The sequence below is a fragment of the Paenibacillus sp. B46(2026) genome, from assembly GCF_056786355.1.
Window position 1 is genome coordinate 1,017,569 of record NZ_CM165907.1, and the last position, 18,489, is coordinate 1,036,057.

Here is an 18,489-nt window from a genome sequence, read left to right on the forward strand (position 1 = left end):
ATATGAAAGTCTGTCTGGTTAGGCCGCTATTATCGTCAAATGCGTTTAACGGATATCCGCTGAATCTGCTTATTCTGGCTTCAGCCATCCGGGAAAAGGGGCATGTCCCGGTCATATGTGATTATGATTTTTACAAGGAGATCGATCCCAGTTGGATATCTGAGCCGTTTGCAGTCCGGGCTGCGGAAGATATTCTTGCCCATGAGCCGGATATGGTAGGAATTACGGCAATGTGCAGCAATTACGTACTGGCTGTGGAACTCGCTGGTGAGATTAAGCGCAAGGCTCCACATGTACATATTACATTTGGAGGACCCCACGTATCTTTATGTCCCGTCGAGACTCTGGACAGCTTTATGGCTGTTGACTCTTGTGTCGTTGGAGAAGGAGAGGTAACATTCCCTGAGTTGTTGGATGCACTTGAACATCACGCAAGCTTGGAGGGGATACCGGGAGTTCATTATCGCGATGACCAGGGGAACGCAATAAGCAACGGACCCCGCCCACTTATTAAGGATATTATGTTATCGCCTCGTCCTGCTTATGATTTGATTGATATGAGAGCATATATCGAGCATGCTGAAGATATTTACATGCAGGTATACGCAGGTTCGGGTTGTCCTTTCGACTGTTCCTTCTGTTCTACAAGCATTGTATGGGAACGTAAGTATCGTGTCATGGGTGCCGAGCGAGTTGTTAACGAAATTGAGTATCTGCATCGCACGTATGGCGTCACTCATTTTAATCTGGTACACGACAATTTATCTTCCAATAAACCCTATATCCACGGGATAGCGGAACAGATACTCGAACGAGGGCTTGATATTCGTTGGGGATTCTCCTCACGGATTGATACATTGGATGAAAAAACATGCAGGATCGCCAGTGCGGCTGGCTGCAACTATATATTTTTTGGCGTGGAGAGCGCTTCGGAGCATATCCAGCACACGATGGGTAAGCGTCTCAAAATTTCTAAAATTCATCAGACCATCCGAAATTGCCTTGAAAATGGCATCATGCCGACGACCTCATTCATTCTCGGCTTTCCAGAGGAACAGCAGGAGGACATTGAAGCTACCATTCGGCTTGCTTTTGCCTGCAAAGTTGTTGGGGCATGGCGTTCGTTCATTAATCTGTTAAGTCCGTACACAGGCACGCGGTTAATGAGAAATTCTGAAAAACTGGTCCTGGACTGGGAAAACGTTAATACGTCGATGGTCATTTTTCTTGAGGATCAGCATAAAAAAGAGATTGAAAAAAATCCGTTTATCTATGCCAACTTTTACTTCCTCGATTACTCCCGTTCCTATATGCAGGAAGGAGGATACTCCAATATCGTTGATTTTTACACCATGTGTCTCTTCAAATATCCGTATACCATCCATTATCTAATTAACGATCTGCAGCTCTCGCCACTCGATATCTATGAGTTCTTCCGTGAACAGGTGACGAAGCTTACTCCAGCCCAACGGGACCAACTGGACATTCAGATTACGGAGGAAGATTTGATTGGATTGGCAGGGGAACATTACGCCTACAATCTGGTGAGCTGCCTTAGGTACGATCAATCCATTGTTTTTGCCTCCAAAGCCGGATACGAGGGCCAGGTTTTATATAAAGGTTCGCTGTATTTACCGGATGACATCGCACCAAATCTGCTGGAACAAGAAGTGATTTTGCCAGGTATACGTTACTTTCTTCATGAGAACAAAAAGGGACATTTGGCCACATACGAGCTAACTCCACAGCAATTCGCTGCGTTTGAGCAGAAGGACCTGTCTGTGTATTACCCGGAGAGATGGGAAATGAATGTGGATCTATCCTATCAGGATGGAGGAAAACGTCATGCTTAATCCGGTAATCAATCCGCGCAAGTCTCTGCTCAAGTTCGATTTTCAATTACCTGTGTACAACTGGTACTATCCATTTCCAAATGAAGAGGATACCGTGATAGATACTACCGAAGCTTTGGAAGCAATGCCCCCTTCATCCACCCAAGGCCGGAGGGCGCTGTACTTTCATATCCCATTCTGTGACACGCTGTGTACATTCTGTCCTTTCTTTCGGTCAAGTCACTACACAGCCCAGGAAAAGACGGATGCGTATATGGATGCACTCATTCGTGAGATGAAATGGAAGGCGTCTTTTTCCGGTATTGGTCAAGTTCCCGTAGATGTCATATCCGTCGGTGGAGGAACACCGTCCGTGTTGACTGTAGAGCAAATTCTGCGCTTCGGAGAGGCGCTGCATGGTCTATTTGACCTGTCCCGGTTACAGGAGTTCACCTTTGAGCTGGAAGTTAAAAGTGTGACAAGGGACAAGCTGCAAGCGATGAAAAGCATTGGTGTGAACCGAGTGAGCTTCGGCATACAAACATTTCATCCGGTATATCGCCAGGTGTTCAATATAACATCTACCGTGGAGCAGGTGCGCGAGGTTGCCCGGATGGCTATGGATATATTTTCATACGTTAATGTGGATATGATCTTTGGTTTAGCTGGTCAGAGCCTCGATGATTTGCTGAAAGAAGCAGATCAGGCGATGTCGCTGAACACAACAACCATTGATTTTTATCCATTAAACTACATGTCAGCCAGTCTTAAGATGCATCGATTGTTCAAAGAAAACCATTTGCAGCCCTTATCACCAGCGACCAAGATCAGTTACCGAATGTTTCTGGATGAGTATATGCGTGCCAAAGGATATATTCCGATTAACGGGTACAGTTATACGCTCGATCGCAAATCGCACAGTCAACGTGTGTTGATTGATCGTGATCCGATTTTCAAATATCATGATCTGCTCTATGGATATGAAACGGATGAGGTTATCGGTTTTGGAGCCAGTGCTGTAACACAGACCCTTCATTTCAGTTCCTACAACTCAAATACCCTCAAAATTTACATGGAAGAGACGTACCTGGATCCCTTACAGCTGTCTCCACTGACACTTGGCAATAAGGAATGTCCCGAAAAAGGGATCGTTTATTTTCCTTATCGCGGCGTGCTGGATAAATCCAGAATTGACTGGGAACGGGTACCAAGCGAGACGTTGGAGGCACTGTCGCTTGCTGTAGCAGAAGGGTTGGTCGAAGAGACGGATGATCAGTATGAACTGACTCCGGCGGGATGGCTGTCCTATGTCAATTTGGTTTATTACTTAACCCCAGATTCGGGAAAAAGGTGGCTAAATGAGCGTATAGAACAGCGCATTGCCGAAGGTAGAGAGCGGGATGAAGTCCAACTATATGAATCGGTTCAGGAAGGGGTTGTAGCAAAATGAATATGATTTGGTGGGAGGATATGGTACTGGAAGGTGAGCGAAAAACGCTACATTTCCTGACACAGGTACCTCCATTAACGCTGGACCCCATGGAATCTTTTGATATCGTGACACGAAATGTGGTATCCAATCTCCATGAGGGGTTGGTTACACAAGAGCCGCGTACCCTTGAACCGCAGCCTGGCATTGCTTATTCTTGGGATGTCATAGAGCCTGGGGCAAGTTATCTGTTTTATTTACGGACGAACGCACGCTTCTCAGACGGGGAGCCGATTCTGGCGGACGACATCATCTTTTCCATTCAACGCATTGGACAGTTTCAGGGAAGTGAATTGGTCGCTACCCCAGGTGTGAACCCCAGAACGGTGAGGTTGGATATCTCTCCACCAGTGCAAGGAATTTTGGATCATCTAGCAACACCGCCTTTCTCCATTGTTTCACGTTCTGTTGTGGAAAACTATGGTTTTGCTCCAGATCATTTGGTTAGCTCAGGCCCATTCAGACTTAAGAAGGTGGGAGCATCAAGCATCAAGCACCCCTCGATCAAGTTACTGGAACGAAATCCCTACTACTGGGATCAGAAGGCTGTCAGGATTGATCAGGTGGCCTATATTCCAATTATGGATGCAGATGAGCGATTGCGTGTATTTCAAACCCGTTATTCTGCCGCAGGCAAGCGACTATACTATTTTCTTAATCATGGACCTGTGATGCGATATGAAGAATTGAAAAATAACCCTGAGCTTCAACCTGCACCAGTACATGCAACCATTGTGCTTACGCCCAACTTCAGTGTCACGCCTTTAGGGGATGTGCGTGTTAGACGCGCCCTCTCTCTGGCAATTTCACGTCAGCGGATGTTGACGGTCCTTCCCCATGTACAGGTGGCCGATGCATTAGTACCTCGGGATATGCGTGATTATCCTGAACCAAGAAAAATGATTCAAGAGGATGAATCTGAGGCAAGACGCCTCATGGCTGAAGCGGGGTACCCGGGAGGGCAACATTTTCCCGAACTCACATTAACATTGTTTGATCATGATTATCAGGAGCGGATGATTTTATATCTAATAGAAGATTTTAAGCGTGTTCTGGGTATTAAGGTGAAGTGCCGCAGGCTTCCTTGGAGTGAATATTTATTGCGACTGGAGTCTAAGGATTACGAATTGCTGTATGAGACGTGGCATGCAGATGTCCCCGATCCTGGTGCATTCCTGATTCCTTTATCGACAGATCATCCGTTTAATACGCCGGGGTACGCCAATTCAGAATTTGATCACCTAATGTTACTCTCCCTGGACGAGGTGGAAGTTCAACAACGAACAAAGCATTACCTGAAAGCAGAGTGGCTTTTGCTTGATGATATGGCTGTCATTCCATTATTGTACGACTCCCATTTTGTAATGATCGATGAAGGTGTAAAGGGAGCCCATTTAAATAAGGCCGCTGTTCTGCCACTTAAAAATATTGAACTTCTATCATGAAAGGAGGTGAGAACGATATGTCGAAAGTATTAAATACAACTCAAGTAGAAGAGGTTGTGCAACAACCAGTGGAAGAAACGGTAGAAGCTGTACTGGATAGCGAAAAAGTAACCGATACATCTGCACTTACACCTAAACGCCTGACCCGCGTTGTTACAAGCCGAGTTGTATCAGAATGGTAATTATTATGTGTTTGAGCGAGTAAAGCATGGAACGGGCTGTCTTTCACAAGAGAGCCCGTTCTGTTATTACAGCATCCAACACCTTACATAGGAGGCATCACATAGTATGAAAAACAAGACAGGCTTCAGGCAAGTCTTGCGTAATCGGAACTATATGCTGTTATGGATAGGGCAGACCGTCTCCCAGATTGGGGATGCCGTGACGCTGGTGGCGCTGCCCCTGCTGGTCTATGAATTAACACAGTCCGTTATGGGGCTGACGCTGACATTTATTATCGAAGCCATCCCCTGGATTGTGGTGGGGCCAATCGCAGGTGTATTTATAGACCGGATGAACCGTTTTGTTCTGTTGGTAGCAACTGATATCTTGCGTATGCTGCTCATCGGTGTAGTCTTTTTTACCGATCACGTCGGTGTAATCTATGGTATTGCTTTTCTGATGCAGGCCATGGCAGCAATTAATACACCTGTACGTTCCTCGATCATACCGGATTTACTGGATAAGGAGCTGTACGTCAAAGCTATTGGCATGTCTCATACAACTTTTCAGACTGTGCAGGTAATTGGTCCGCTGGTGGCGGCTGCAATTCTGTCGATGACCGGCGGCCCCCGACCAGTATTTCTGTTAGACAGTTTAACCTTCATGCTCTGTGTAGGAGCGGCCATTATGATGAAAATCCCTCCCCGAACCGCTCAGGTCGAGCAGCGGAAAGATGGACGTACGGCAGAACCCCCTCTGGTTACCTTTGGGCAGATGTTCAAAGTAGGTGCATCGTTTCTTTTTACGAATCGAGTGATGTGCTATGTGACTAGCATTAATCTGCTAAAGTCGGTTGTGCAATCGCTGGTGCTGGTTGGGACACTGCTCTATGTGAAGAGTACGATGGATCTCACTGCGAGCCAAGGAGATCGTATCTACAGTTTGGCGGTTGCAGCGATGGCGATCGGGGTCATCTCGGGCACGATCCTTATTACTGCTTTTGAGAAAAGAGTCCAGCGCCGTTATCTAATTACAGGCGGGCTTTTTCTTCAAGGCGTAACCCTGATCATGATGCAGTTTCATCCGCAGACTATCTGGTTACTCATCCTGCTGCTAATTGCTGGACTCGGGGCGAGCGGAGCGATGGCTCCTTTATCTGCATACTACGCAGAAACGACGCCGAATGAAATTCGGGGCCGAGTGTATTCTGTGACCAATTCAATGCTTCGTATCGCCGGGATGGCAGCTTATGTGCTCGCCGGTCCTGTAGGGGAATGGTACGGACCAGAAACCTTGTTCCTTGTAGTATCCGTGTTGCTGCTTGTAGGTATGCCGATCTTGACGCTATGGCTGAACGGATTATATGTACTGGCACCGAAGCCGTGCATTCCTGTTGAATCCCCTGTCCGGGATACGCACGCCTCACAGGGATGAAGAGAGGAGGAGCAGTTAATCCACTGGAGTTACTTTTGTATTTCATGAGTCTATTGGAAAAGGGAACAACTCTGCAAAATATCATCCTTTTGCTCAGCAGACATAAGTATTCGTTTGCCCCTGAATGGAGTTTATAATTGGGTTGGAAGAATGATCGGACGGGAAGCCAAGGCTTCTTCCACAATCTGTTCAGGCGTCAGGTCTCGATCATCCCAGAAAATCAGATTACTGATCTCCGCATGTGGAACCAGCTGCTGTAGCTCCGTCAACATACCATCCAACTCCGCTTCTGTTCCTTCGGAGTCCATCAGTTTGCGAACCAAATCGACTAAATGCAATGGATTGTCCATATCCATACCTCCTGAATGATTAATAGGGTGAACAAACTAGTCTTTCATGGGCTGATCTAATGGATCATATGTAACCATAATAGGCAATAATTTTGGTTCAAGCATCAGGCCAATGGGTTCTCCGTTTTGATCAGCATAAGAAATGATATAGCTTCCGAAATGAGATTCGTAGATGAAATCCTGGAATTGAAAGGAACGTTCGGGATACTTTATCTTCACATATAACGTAGTTACTCCTCGGGCAAAGGTTTCTTTCAACATAGGAATTTGGGCCAGAAGCATAACAGCAACAAGAACAATGAGTATACGTTTAGCGAGACGGATCAGTTGAATTCACCCCATTCATCTCAGACAGATGTTACTCCATAATTATAGCCAGATTACCAAACTGCTCGCCTTTTTCCATACGTTCGAATGCTTTCGCTGTGTCCTGCAACGGATAAACACCATCGATTACAGGATGTATGTCATGTTGCTCCACGTATTGCAGCATCTGGACAAACTCTTCACGGCTACCCATGGAGGTGCCAACCAGACTGACCTGTGGGAAGAAGATAGAGCGAATCGGAATGGTCAGATCATCCCCTGAGCTGGCACCATACATCACGATACGTCCACCTGGTCTGATTATATCAAAATATTTCGGGAACATGGCTTGTCCGATGCTATCCAAGATGATGTCCACAGGTTCCAGATCGCTCTGCAAGCTCCAATCGCCATGACTATCCAGCGCATGGGAAGCACCCAGGCGCAACGCCTCTTTTCTTTTGGCTTCACTTCTGGAGGTGACAGTCACCTTGGCACCAGCGGCTACGGCCATGAGCAGGGCATAGGTCGCTACACCGCCGCCAATACCGGGAATGAGGATGTGTTCACCTTGTTTCAGTTCACCGCGAGTGAACAAAGCGCGATAGGCGGTCAACGCCGAGAGAGACAACACGCCTGCTTCCTCCCAGGATATATGGGCTGGCTTAGGCAGAGCATTTTCAGCAGGCAACGTAATATATTGTGCGAGCGTTCCATCCGCAGGACCACCCACAATATCAGGAACGATGGGTACGTTATCCGCAAACTCCCAACCGAGCGTAGGATGAATAATAACTTCATCACCTACTGTGAATTCTCTTACGCCTTCGCCAATCTCAACGATGATACCTGCCCCATCCGAACCGGGAATGAGAGGGGCATCCTGACGCGCTCGTCCTGCCATGATGAACAGATCACGATGATTAATTCCAGCAGATTTCAGTTGGATTTGCACTTCCCCTGCCTCTGGTGTCCGAGATGTTAACTCTGTATATTGAAGACCTGCAAGGCCGCTCTGGCCTGAATGGATAATAGCTTTCATGTTCAATATTCCTCCTGTCTATGTAGCCGTACTTCACTACTGAGCCTCATTGTACAGATGGGACAGATTCACGTAAAATGAACAAAAATGAATGTCAGTATCATTAAAAATCATAGATATCAAGCAGGTGATCAGGGTATGGATGCAGGTGATTTGAAAATATTTCAGGCGGTTGCCCGCGAAGGTAGTATCAGTAAAGCTGCACTCGCACTCAATTATGTACAGTCCAATGTAACAACACGGATTAAACAGCTGGAGACTCAACTGCAAGTACCGCTGTTTCATCGTTCCAATCGAGGGATGTCGCTCACACCAGCGGGCGAGAATCTGCTTGGGTATGCGGATAGAATATTGGAATTATTATATGAAGCAGAGCAGGCCACGCAAGTGGGTAACCCACCAGCTGGCATGCTTCGTCTGGGTGCCATAGAGACAGCAGCTTCTACTTTTCTGACGCCCCTCTTGGCTGAATACAGTTCATGTTACCCGGAAGTACAGCATTCGCTTGTCACGGGTGGGACCCATGAACTGAACCAGAAGGTCATCCAACATGAATTGCATGGAGCCTTAATATATGGCCCGATTGATCATCCTGAGCTGAACTATATGAAGATGTATGACGAGGAATTGGTGCTGATCGCCGAACCTGGAGTACATCAATTAAACACGTTATTGTCCAGACCGATGTTGTTTTTTGAGATCGGATGCACACATCGCGATCAAGCGGAATCCTTTTTGAAAGAACAGGGTATACATACGCTTAACATCATGGAATATGGAACACTGGACACGATTCTGAATGGGGTATCTGCCGGGCTGGGTGTATCATTGCTGCCACGTTCTTCGGTTACCAAAGCAGAATCAAGAGGTGAGATCGCGGTGATGTCTTTGCCTGATCCCTATTGCCGGTTGGAAGTAGGATTTGTGTATTCCCGTGGTGAACATATATCTAGTGCGCTCAGCGCTTTGGTGGAGATTATTACAGAACCAGAACTATAAGAGGTTGAACAGGCACTATAAAGGAGTGAGTGATCTTGAAGGAAACCGCGTTAACGTTGGCTGATGCATTCAGTCAGGCAGACTTTATTCTTGGTGGGCACGGCAGTCGCAAAGTGAAGGTGCTTCAGGACGTACTGGAGCAGATCGATGGGGAGTTGTTCAGTGACCATTACGGTAACGGCCCCATCATTGAAGAATTTCAGCAACAGATGGCTGACGTTCTCGGCAAGGAATCGGCTGTGTTTTTCCCGAGTGGAACGATGGCACAGCAGATTGCATTACGGATCTGGTGTGACCGTAAAGGGGTAAAGCGAGTAGCTTACCACCCTTTGTGCCATCTGGAAATCCATGAGGAAGACGGACTGAAAGAGCTGCACCAGATTGAATCCATTTTACTGGCGGACAAGGACCGATTGATTCGATTGGAAGATATACAGGCGCTCGATCAGGACATTGCCTGCCTGCTGTTGGAACTTCCGCAACGCGAGATTGGCGGGCAATTGCCAGCATATGAAGAACTGGAAGCGATCTCGGCCTATTGCCGTGAGCGCGGGATTAAGCTGCATCTGGACGGGGCGCGCCTGTTTGAGATTACTCCCTATTATCAGAAGACACCTGCGGAGATCTGCAGTCTCTTTGATAGCGTGTATGTTTCCTTTTACAAAGGAATCGGAGGCATTGCGGGTGCTATATTGGCGGGTGATCTGGATGTGATGCAGGAATCGAAAGTATGGAAACGTCGGCACGGGGGCGATCTGATCGGTCTGTACCCGTATATTCTGAGTTCCCAGTATTACTTCAACGAACGAATTGGCAAAATGGAGCGATATTACGAGCAGGCTCAAGAACTGGCTTCCTTATTGAATGCTTGTCACGGAATACATACCTTGCCCGAGGTACCGGTATCGAATATGTTCCATGTACACTTTGCGCTCGCTGCTGCGGAAGTTGAACCAATTCTTGTGCAAATGGCTCAGCAGCATGGCATAGCAGTGACTTCGTATTTGAACAAGACGAGTGGGAACAGCTGTGCCTTTGAATTTTCTACGGGCGATCGTTACGAGCGAGTTCCACAGGACAAGCTGCGTGCAGCAATGGAATGGCTGGATCAAGAGATGCGTAAACAGGTGAGATAACAAGTAAAAGAGATTGATGTGCCAAATAAACTAAATAGTATTTATCTGCCTTGTCCAGATGCTGGACAGGGTATTTTTTGTGCACTTTTATACCTCTTTCTATGAAAGCCATTTCATGAACGAGCATATATCATTAGTCCAAAGTCCGATTTTTATCACAAGATTGAACTGAGCGATTGCATGAACCTGTAGCAAAAACAGGTATTCGGATGTATTCCAACATTTTCTTTATCATGTAAAATATTAAAGGTAATATATTCCAAACTAGGAATGGGGAGCAAATCAAGAGCGGTTCATAAAATTAGGGAGAGAAAGGATGAAGATCATGTTTACACGTCAAAAGTGCACGTTAGCTGTAATGTCACTCGCCTTATCTGCAACACTGCTGGGGGGAAGCACGGCATGGTCAGGAGAGGTGTCTGCAGCTACTGCGGCCGACTCTGGCGTATCGATCAGTGCTGTATTATCCGATATGCCTTCGGAATTAAGATCATCCATTGAGTGGGTATATGCCAATCGTATGATCAAGGAAGGTTCGGTCAATCGGAAGAACCTGATCTACGATCAGATTTTTGCAGGTCAAGGAACCATTAACTATGTTGTGCGCTGGCAGTCTACCAAAAATCTGACACTGCAAAATCGTAAAGATATTGAGAAGATGCTGGAACGACAAATGAATAACTGGACAAAACATCTGAAGGGTTATGACGGTTGGCCTTATGGTGATATTGCCGTTAAAGTAGTGGGTTGGGCAGTAGCGAATCCGGCACAGATTCAGGACAAGCAATCGAATGAAATCGTATATACGACGACAACTGTGGATGAACTGAGCAAGTCAGATCCGAGAATCCCGACAGCCTTGCCATATGCGCCTAACGCGTTGTCGCGATTTGAGCATTTTACGAATCCGAACTATGCCTATCCTGGCGGTTTGGACAAGCGGTTTGACATGTACCTGTGGGGAACGACGAACTTCGGCGGCGGTGCTGGCGGAGACTGGGGACAGCGGGTTTCGGATGATTACATTTTGAGAACCGTGAACAATCAGGAAATTGAAATTACCGAACACGAGATTGGACATGGCTTCGGCATGCCAGATTTCTATGAAGTACCGGATCGTCCGCCAGGTGGCTTCCCGATGCCAACGATTATGTGGGCAGGCAATTCGTCTACCATTACAAATTGGGATGCCTGGTTGCTTCGCTATACTTGGAGCCAGTTGAAGAAGGATACCTCACGTTTCCCGCTTGCACCATCCACCAATCAACCGGTTAATGTAGCTGCGAATGCCAAAGTGACGACATCGTATGTTTCTCCATGGGAAACGATTGCTGCGCTGAATGATGGACTGGACCCTGCACATTCCAACGACCGTACACAGGCTGTCTATGGGAACTGGCCAGAGATTGGTACGCATTGGGTACAGTATGATCTGGATCGGACCTATACGGTATCGCAAACGGACGTGTACTGGTTCAAAGATAACGGTGGCATCGATGTGCCTCGCTCGTACAAAATTCAATACTGGGACGGAAAAGCGTGGCGTGATGTGAAAAACGCCAAAGGCCGTGGCACTCGTGCAGATACGTACAATACCACGACTTTTGATCCGGTGAGCACCACGAAAGTGCGCCTTCAGATGGTATCCGGTGATGCAGCTTCCACGGGCATTCTGGAATGGAAAGTAACGGGTATTGCGTTGTAAGTGATAAGTTGATAGTAAGAATGGATCTGAACACACAGCGGCTGATCAGTGGCGAAAGTCCTGATTCAGCCGCCTTTTGCAGGAAAAGATAGACAAGTGACGAAAGGTACCTGAAAGGGGAAGTTCATCACGTATTTAAAGGGGGAGTTCAAGTGACGTCAATAGAATTAGAACCGATTCGGGAGATTGCTGTGGACTTTAATGAATTAATGACGATGCTGGCGGAGTCAGCGATTTGGGTTCAGGAACAGATGAAATAAGAGGTCAGACGGAAGGAAGCGCAACAGACGTATGGATATTCGAAAGTTAAGATACTTTATCACCGTGGCGGAAGAACTTCATTTCCACCGTGCAGCGGAAAAATTAAATATGACGCAACCACCGCTGAGCCAGCAGATTCAGAATCTGGAAGAGGAGCTAGGCGTGAAGTTGTTGGAACGTACGAGACAAATGGTTCGTCTGACGCCAGCGGGTGCCGTATTTCTGGAACAGGCCAGACTCATCATGGCCCAACTCGATCGATCCATCCAGCTTACCCAAAAGGCAGATCAGGGCATCATCGGGCATATATCCGTAGCCTTTGTGGATTCGGCTTCGGGGAGCATCATGGTGGATGTACTCAGGAAATTTCGCGCTGCGTATCCGCAGATTGAATTGACGCTGCGTGAGATGACTTCGTCCCAACAATTGCAGGCACTGGAAGACGGACAGATCCATATTGGATTTTTGCGATATCAGGAAGATACTCGTCATGTCTCATTCCGTCCCTGCCAGATGGAAACGTTGATTGCCGCGTTGCCAGATCATCACCCGATGGCTTCTCAGACTCAAGTTTCGATTCGAGAACTGGTGGATGAAGATTTTATTTTATTCCCACGTCATCTGGGCTCTCCATTTCATCGACTGGTTCTGGATTATTGCAGAGCACATGGCGTAGACCCTCGAATTACGCAAGAAGCTATCCAGATGTATACCATTGTGAATCTCGTTGCAGCGGGCATGGGTATTTCCATTGTTCCCTCCTCGGTGGATGTGTTCCAGCGAAAGGGTGTGGTCTTTCTTCCATTACAAGAAAATCCGCCCTCCGTACCGTTGTACACGGCATGGCGGACGGATATGAATCAGGAAGTGGTATCCCGTTTTATGAGCATTGTTGATGAATGTGTTTAACCCGTCTTGGCTGGATCACGCTCAATCCACGGATTCAATATTTCATCGATGCGAGACATGACCGCAGAGTCCAGTTTCACACCAGAAGCTTTTACATTTTCCAAGACCTGCTCTGGACGGGATGCACCGATAATGACGGAACTGACATACGAATGCTGAAGAACCCACGCCACAGCGAGTTGAGGAAGGGTTAGACCAATCTCTTTAGCGAGCGGAACAAGCTCTTGCACATCGGTAAGAACATCTTCACGTAACCATTGACCCGCTAATTTGTTGAAAAAGGGTGCCCCGGCCTCACCAGCTGCACGTGAACCGGCGGGCAACGCTTCGTTAGGCGCATACTTGCCTGATAGTATGCCCTGAGCCAGAGGTGACCATGTAATCTGTCCCAGACCTGCTTGGGCGCTTGCAGGTATCACTTCTTGCTCAATCACACGCCATAACATCGAATATTGGGGCTGGCTTGCAATCAAGGGTACGTGGAATTCCCGCGCCAATGCGGCTGCTCGTGCAATCTGATCCGCGTTCCATTCACTTACGCCAATGTAGTGAACCTTGCCCTGACGGACCAGATCGGCAAATGCCAAAAACGTCTCTTCCAGCGGAGTGTTGTAATCATAACGGTGAGCGTAATAGACGTCGATATAATCGGTCTGTAACCGACGTAATGAACCATTACATGCTTCCATAATGTGTTTACGGGAAAGTCCTCGGTCATTATGACCCGAGCCGGTGGGGTGACAGACCTTAGTGCACAGTTCAATACTCTCTCTTCGTATATCCTTAAGAGCCTGTCCCAGCACGGATTCTGCCTTGGTATTGGAGTACACGTCTGCGGTATCGAATGTGGTGATACCTGCATCCAATGCGGCTCGCACACATGCTTCTGCTATTCCATCATGGACTTGCGCTCCATGCGTAATCCAGTTGCCGAGTGAAATCTCACTGACGGTTAATCCACTGTTTCCTAATTTGCGATATTCCATTAATGCCGCCTCCCTAAGTCATCTGGACTCCATTGTAGCAATGGCAGATTAATAGGTGAAATATCTTTTAACCTCATCTTTGATACGAAAAAGATATCAGTGAATCTTCTCCTGGATGTATTTGCGATAGAGGGCGGGTGTAATCTCCTCGAACTTTTTGAATATTTTGATAAAATATCCCGATTCATTAAATCCCAGCTCATCACTGATCTGTGATACGGGCATGTCGGTGACCTCCAGCAATTGCTTGGCCCACTTTATCTTGAGTTTTGCCAAATAGGTGGTAAAGTTCTCACCGGTTTCCTTGGCAAACAGTCTGCTGAAATAACTCGGACTCAGGTGGCATAGATCGGCCATTTGTTTGAGTGAAACTTGTTCACTTTTGTGACTGTGAATGTACTCAAAAGCAGGCTGGAGCACCGGACTGGAGCTTTCCATGTCACTTGGGCTGTTCTTCAGATAGGCATCCGCTATCGCATTGGTCATCTCTTTTTTGATCGACTCGATATTACGAATGGAGTAACCCGGCAGAATGGTGGAGAGGTTCAGTGACTCCTGATGGCCTGAAGCTTTCTCGAACATTTCAACTAACAGATTTTTGTTGAGTGCTTCTTCCACAATATAGTTGCAGAGCAGGGATAACATGTTGGAGATTTTCACAATCTCTTCATAGGTCATCACAGGTAGCTGGGCGTAATCATCCTTTAATTCCTCCAGCTTGGCTGCATGCATGGGTACGTTTTTGGATGTGACAATTTGCTCCAAGTCACTACCCTTTTCCGGGTCGGCAAGTTTCACTTGTCCTGCCATGACAGCGCCGATATATTTGCCATCGATTGTGATCGGAATCGCGATATCTATAATATTGAAATGGCATAAATACACATAAGGCTCATTCAATCGAACGGCTTCCAGACCACCGCGTGAATCACATTTTTGGCAGTAGGGGAGAAGCTCCGGGTCTTTACGCACATTCTGGCAGAAAGCCTGACAGCTGCTGTGACTGGTTACGGGAATGCCTTTATAGTCAACGGTGAGGATCGCCAGTTTGGTCACTGTTGCGAGAGAATCTTGTAGACGCTTCCATTTATTAAGGTCGAGAATTTTGTTGATATGCAGATATTCTTTAATCATTGGTGCAACCTCCATAGGCTAACCTGATTTATAATTTAGGCCGTTAAAAGTTAGCAAGTTGTACATATTAAGATGTAATGATGACGGGTAATGTATAATGGGAGGTCAAAATTCAACCATCTCATGACAATAAGATACCATGATTGCGCCAAAAAGCAAAAAAATACGATTGTAAATTATAATAATTTGTTATCAAAGTCCACTGTAAACCTGCTGCCCATGCGTTATATTAAGGTCAATTGTAAGAAATTAAAATTTGATGTAACCACTACACTATTTCATATCCTTAGGAGGCATATAATATTATGAGAAAAGCATTTATCAGCCCAACCAAATATGTACAAGGCGAAGACGAATTGTTGAACCTGGGGTACTTTGTTAAATCCTTCGGAGAATCTGCCTTGCTGATTGCACATCCGGATGATGTACAGCGTGTCAAAGCAAAGCTTGATGCAACAGCTGAGAAATTCAATATTACGTTTGTTGAAAGCGGTTTTAAAGGGGAATGTTCCCGTGAGGAAGTTGCTCGTCTGCAAGCGATCGCGAAGGAAAAAGGATGTGACTCTACCATCGGTCTTGGTGGCGGTAAAGCCATTGATGCGGCTAAATGTGTAGCAGAAGGCGAAGCACTGATTATCTGCCCAACGATTGCGGCAACAGACGCACCGACAAGTCACTCCGCTGTATTGTACACACCGGATGGTTCTTTTGATGACTATGCTTACTTCAAACAAAGCCCAAGTGTGGTACTCGTTGATACAACGGTAATTGCTAATGCACCAACACGTTTCCTCGTATCCGGTATGGGAGATGCGCTCTCTACATACTTTGAAGCAAGAGCAACAGCGAAATCCTATTCCCGTGTAAACGCAAGTCTGCCAATGGGTTCCCGCGAAGGATACACACCATCTGCAGTAGGTACCAATGCGGCGCTTGCACTGGCAAAACTGTGTTATGAAATGCTGCTGACTGACGGTGCAAAAGCAAAAGTAGCCAGTGACAGCAACGTTGTGACACAAGCCTTGGAAAACATCGTTGAGACAAACATTCTGTTGTCTGGTCTTGGATTCGAAAGTGGCGGACTGGCCGCAGCACATGCAATTCACAACGGTTTGACTGTTCTGGAAGGCACACATCATTTCTTCCACGGTGAAAAAGTATCCTTCGGTACAATCGCACAGCTCGTCCTTGAAAATGCACCAACTGAAGAGCTGCATGAAGTCATGGACTTCTGTCTCGAAGTGGGACTGCCAATCAGCTTGGCGGATATCGGTGTAGATACGATTAGTCAGGAAGAGTTGTTGAAAGTGGCAGAGATCGCTTGTATTCCGGAAGAATCCATTCACGCCATGCCGTTCCCGATCACCGTTCCTGAAGTGGCTGCTGCCATTGCAGCGGCTGACCGCATGGGTAGGGAGTACAAAGCAGCTCGCCGGGAGGCAAAATAATGAAGAAAATTATTAACCAAGCCGAACATGTTGTTATGGAAATGTGCAACGGAATTGCGCTCGCGCACCCGGAGCTGGAATTCCTGAAAAAATACAAAGTCATCAAACGCAGAGAGATTCAGGCCGATAAAGTCAGCCTGATCAGTGGCGGAGGGAGTGGACATGAACCGGCTCACGCAGGTTATGTGGGGAAAGGGATGTTGGATGCAGCGGTATGTGGAGATGTGTTCGCATCTCCTTCCCAAATCCAGGTGTACCAAGCGATTAAGGCAACAGCCAGCAACAAGGGTACACTCTTGATCATCAAGAACTACAGCGGCGACATGATGAACTTCAAGAATGCAGCACATCTGGCTGAAGAAGATGGCATCGACGTACAGTATGTGCGTGTTGAGGATGACATCGCTGTACAAGACAGCTTGTATACCGTTGGGCGTCGCGGCGTTGCCGGAACTGTACTGGTTCACAAGATTGCCGGAGCAGCAGCCGAAGAAGGCCGTAGTTTGGCAGATGTGAAATCCGTTGCCGAGAAAGCAGCTCAGAACGTTCGCAGTATTGGTTTTGGATTCACATCCTGTACCGTGCCAGCCAAAGGTACGCCTACATTCGAAATTGCTGAAGATGAGATGGAATTCGGCGTAGGGATTCATGGTGAGCCAGGGATTCGCCGCGAGAAATTGGTATCAGCGGATGAATTGGCAGGCCGCATGGTCGAAGCGTTGCTTGCCGATATGAAACTTGATACGGATGCTTCTGCTGAGATTGCGGTGCTCGTGAATGGTTTTGGTGCAACGCCACTGCAAGAACTGTACCTGCTCAACAATTCCGTTCAGCGTGAGCTTGCAGGACATGCAGGTCTGAAGATCGCTACAACGTTTGTGGGAAACTACATGACAAGTATCGATATGGCGGGTGCATCGGTTACGATCCTGAAACTGGATGATGAACTAAAAACGCTGTTGTTCAAGGAAAGTGATACACCTGCGTTTAAAGTATCCGGTCCTCCTGTAGCACAAGTAGCGTATTCCGAGGCTCTGGAGGCTGTCGTGGGTGAAGATGCTCCGGTATCTTACGAAGTGGAGACGCCTGCAACATCTGCGGTGATTAGCAACAATCAATTCTCGTTGGACAACATCGTCTATCTGATTGATAAAATGGGCGAGATCATCATCAAGAATGAAGTACCATTCTGTGAACTGGATTCCCATGCCGGTGATGGTGATTTCGGTATGAGTGTGGCCAAAGGCTTCCGCCAGTTGAAACGCGAATGGAATCACATCATTAATGAAGATAAAAAAGACATTGGTTCGTTCCTCGATGCATGCTCCCTGGTTATCATGGAATATTGTGGTGGCGCATCTGGCCCGATCTGGGGTTCGGCATTCCGTGCGGCTGGCAAAGCAGTAGGGGATAAACAGCAATTAAACGTTGCTGAATTCGCTGAGATGATCCATGCAGCTGTGCAAGGGATTCAGTCCACAGGAGAACGTACCTTCGGACGTGGTGCTGTTGTAGGCGACAAAACCTTGATCGATGCACTCGTTCCGTGTGCCGATTCGTGGACGCAAAGTGCGGAGTCCGGAGATGACTTCAAAACCGCATTTGCCAAAGGTGCAGCAGCAGCCGTTGAAGGTGCGAAGAAAACGGAAGACATCGTGGCACGTATGGGCCGTGCCGGTACAGTTGGCGACCGTAGCCTGGGTTACCCTGATGCTGGTGCATATGCGCTGGGTGTTATTTTCACAGAGCTGTCCGAGTCGATGAAATAAGAATGTTGTGAAAATTAGATTATTTCGATGAGAGATATAAATTTATAAAGTGTTCTTACTGCAAAAGAAGTATCACATTGTG

15 protein-coding genes are annotated in these 18,489 nt (G+C 47.0%); 11 read left to right on the forward strand and 4 right to left on the reverse strand.

Annotated features, from left to right (window positions below; translation table 11 throughout):
- Positions 1 to 2: 2 nt before the first annotated feature.
- The 5 genes from AC1S8V_RS04715 (at position 3) to AC1S8V_RS04735 (ending at position 6,362) form a co-directional block, all read left to right on the forward strand.
- Positions 3 to 1,853 carry a B12-binding domain-containing radical SAM protein gene (locus tag AC1S8V_RS04715; RefSeq protein WP_482072633.1) on the forward strand — a complete coding sequence of 617 codons (1,851 nt, stop codon included), beginning with the start codon at positions 3 to 5 and terminating at the stop codon, positions 1,851 to 1,853.
- Positions 1,846 to 3,282: a coproporphyrinogen-III oxidase family protein gene (locus AC1S8V_RS04720; protein WP_482072634.1), complete on the forward strand. Its 1,437-nt coding sequence runs from the start codon at positions 1,846 to 1,848 to the stop codon at positions 3,280 to 3,282. The genes AC1S8V_RS04715 and AC1S8V_RS04720 overlap by 8 nt, the downstream gene beginning before the upstream one ends.
- Entirely contained in the window at positions 3,279 to 4,766 is a 1,488-nt protein-coding gene (locus AC1S8V_RS04725; protein ID WP_482072635.1) for a peptide ABC transporter substrate-binding protein, read from the forward strand. The genes AC1S8V_RS04720 and AC1S8V_RS04725 overlap by 4 nt, the downstream gene beginning before the upstream one ends.
- Before the next feature lie 17 nt (positions 4,767 to 4,783).
- The gene (locus AC1S8V_RS04730; protein ID WP_186327758.1) at positions 4,784 to 4,948 is read left to right on the forward strand and encodes a hypothetical protein; all 165 of its coding nucleotides are present in this window, start codon (positions 4,784 to 4,786) and stop codon (positions 4,946 to 4,948) included.
- A gap of 106 nt (positions 4,949 to 5,054) precedes the next feature.
- Positions 5,055 to 6,362, forward strand: a complete 1,308-nt coding sequence (locus tag AC1S8V_RS04735) for an MFS transporter (protein WP_482072636.1) — start codon at positions 5,055 to 5,057, stop codon at positions 6,360 to 6,362.
- Positions 6,363 to 6,493: 131 nt separating this feature from the next.
- Here the strand turns inward: AC1S8V_RS04735 and AC1S8V_RS04740 are convergent, their stop codons facing one another.
- Both AC1S8V_RS04740 and AC1S8V_RS04745 read right to left on the reverse strand, forming a co-directional pair.
- Positions 6,494 to 6,712 (reverse strand): bacteriocin immunity protein, encoded by a 219-nt coding sequence (locus AC1S8V_RS04740; protein ID WP_482072637.1) that lies wholly within the window; start codon positions 6,710 to 6,712, stop codon positions 6,494 to 6,496.
- Between the two features lie 358 nt (positions 6,713 to 7,070).
- On the reverse strand, positions 7,071 to 8,060 hold the full coding sequence (locus AC1S8V_RS04745) for a quinone oxidoreductase family protein (protein ID WP_482072638.1): 990 nt from the start codon (positions 8,058 to 8,060) through the stop codon (positions 7,071 to 7,073).
- Between the two features lie 138 nt (positions 8,061 to 8,198).
- Here AC1S8V_RS04745 and AC1S8V_RS04750 point away from each other — a divergent pair, with 138 nt between their 5' ends.
- From AC1S8V_RS04750 to AC1S8V_RS04765, 4 genes are all read left to right on the forward strand, one after another.
- Positions 8,199 to 9,059: a LysR family transcriptional regulator gene (locus AC1S8V_RS04750; RefSeq protein WP_482074392.1), complete on the forward strand. Its 861-nt coding sequence runs from the start codon at positions 8,199 to 8,201 to the stop codon at positions 9,057 to 9,059.
- 35 nt (positions 9,060 to 9,094) lie between these two features.
- Positions 9,095 to 10,195 carry a threonine aldolase family protein gene (locus tag AC1S8V_RS04755; RefSeq protein ID WP_482072639.1) on the forward strand — a complete coding sequence of 367 codons (1,101 nt, stop codon included), beginning with the start codon at positions 9,095 to 9,097 and terminating at the stop codon, positions 10,193 to 10,195.
- A gap of 325 nt (positions 10,196 to 10,520) precedes the next feature.
- On the forward strand, positions 10,521 to 11,900 hold the full coding sequence (locus tag AC1S8V_RS04760) for a discoidin domain-containing protein (protein ID WP_482072640.1): 1,380 nt from the start codon (positions 10,521 to 10,523) through the stop codon (positions 11,898 to 11,900).
- 291 nt (positions 11,901 to 12,191) lie between these two features.
- Positions 12,192 to 13,070 carry a LysR family transcriptional regulator gene (locus tag AC1S8V_RS04765; protein ID WP_482072641.1) on the forward strand — a complete coding sequence of 293 codons (879 nt, stop codon included), beginning with the start codon at positions 12,192 to 12,194 and terminating at the stop codon, positions 13,068 to 13,070.
- Here the strand turns inward: AC1S8V_RS04765 and AC1S8V_RS04770 are convergent.
- Together AC1S8V_RS04770 and AC1S8V_RS04775 are read right to left on the reverse strand one after the other, a co-directional pair.
- Complete coding sequence (locus tag AC1S8V_RS04770; RefSeq protein ID WP_482072642.1) at positions 13,067 to 14,056, reverse strand: aldo/keto reductase family protein; 990 nt, start codon at positions 14,054 to 14,056, stop codon at positions 13,067 to 13,069. The two genes, AC1S8V_RS04765 and AC1S8V_RS04770, sit on opposite strands and share 4 nt — an antisense overlap.
- Before the next feature lie 96 nt (positions 14,057 to 14,152).
- Positions 14,153 to 15,190 (reverse strand): PocR ligand-binding domain-containing protein, encoded by a 1,038-nt coding sequence (locus AC1S8V_RS04775; RefSeq protein WP_482072643.1) that lies wholly within the window; start codon positions 15,188 to 15,190, stop codon positions 14,153 to 14,155.
- Between the two features lie 305 nt (positions 15,191 to 15,495).
- On the opposite strand from AC1S8V_RS04775, the gene AC1S8V_RS04780 reads away from it, so the two are divergent.
- Together AC1S8V_RS04780 and dhaK are read left to right on the forward strand one after the other, a co-directional pair.
- Positions 15,496 to 16,638, forward strand: coding sequence for a glycerol dehydrogenase (locus AC1S8V_RS04780; RefSeq protein WP_076333049.1), 1,143 nt, complete (start codon positions 15,496 to 15,498; stop codon positions 16,636 to 16,638).
- Entirely contained in the window at positions 16,638 to 18,407 is a 1,770-nt protein-coding gene (gene dhaK, locus AC1S8V_RS04785; protein WP_482072644.1) for a dihydroxyacetone kinase subunit DhaK, read from the forward strand. The genes AC1S8V_RS04780 and dhaK overlap by 1 nt, the downstream gene beginning before the upstream one ends.
- Positions 18,408 to 18,489: the final 82 nt, after the last annotated feature.

Bases quoted from the DNA above. Each gene is read 5' to 3' on its own strand.
- AC1S8V_RS04715 (WP_482072633.1), top strand. From the start codon at position 3: ATGAAAGTCTGTCTGGTTAGGCCGCTATTATCGTCAAATGCGTTTAAC.
- AC1S8V_RS04720 (WP_482072634.1), top strand. From the start codon at position 1,846: ATGCTTAATCCGGTAATCAATCCGCGCAAGTCTCTGCTCAAGTTCGAT.
- AC1S8V_RS04725 (WP_482072635.1), top strand. From the start codon at position 3,279: ATGAATATGATTTGGTGGGAGGATATGGTACTGGAAGGTGAGCGAAAA.
- AC1S8V_RS04730 (WP_186327758.1), top strand. From the start codon at position 4,784: ATGTCGAAAGTATTAAATACAACTCAAGTAGAAGAGGTTGTGCAACAA.
- AC1S8V_RS04735 (WP_482072636.1), top strand. From the start codon at position 5,055: ATGAAAAACAAGACAGGCTTCAGGCAAGTCTTGCGTAATCGGAACTAT.
- AC1S8V_RS04740 (WP_482072637.1), bottom strand. From the start codon at position 6,712: ATGGACAATCCATTGCATTTAGTCGATTTGGTTCGCAAACTGATGGAC.
- AC1S8V_RS04745 (WP_482072638.1), bottom strand. From the start codon at position 8,060: ATGAAAGCTATTATCCATTCAGGCCAGAGCGGCCTTGCAGGTCTTCAA.
- AC1S8V_RS04750 (WP_482074392.1), top strand. From the start codon at position 8,199: ATGGATGCAGGTGATTTGAAAATATTTCAGGCGGTTGCCCGCGAAGGT.
- AC1S8V_RS04760 (WP_482072640.1), top strand. From the start codon at position 10,521: ATGTTTACACGTCAAAAGTGCACGTTAGCTGTAATGTCACTCGCCTTA.
- AC1S8V_RS04765 (WP_482072641.1), top strand. From the start codon at position 12,192: ATGGATATTCGAAAGTTAAGATACTTTATCACCGTGGCGGAAGAACTT.
- AC1S8V_RS04770 (WP_482072642.1), bottom strand. From the start codon at position 14,056: ATGGAATATCGCAAATTAGGAAACAGTGGATTAACCGTCAGTGAGATT.
- AC1S8V_RS04775 (WP_482072643.1), bottom strand. From the start codon at position 15,190: ATGATTAAAGAATATCTGCATATCAACAAAATTCTCGACCTTAATAAA.
- AC1S8V_RS04780 (WP_076333049.1), top strand. From the start codon at position 15,496: ATGAGAAAAGCATTTATCAGCCCAACCAAATATGTACAAGGCGAAGAC.
- dhaK (WP_482072644.1), top strand. From the start codon at position 16,638: ATGAAGAAAATTATTAACCAAGCCGAACATGTTGTTATGGAAATGTGC.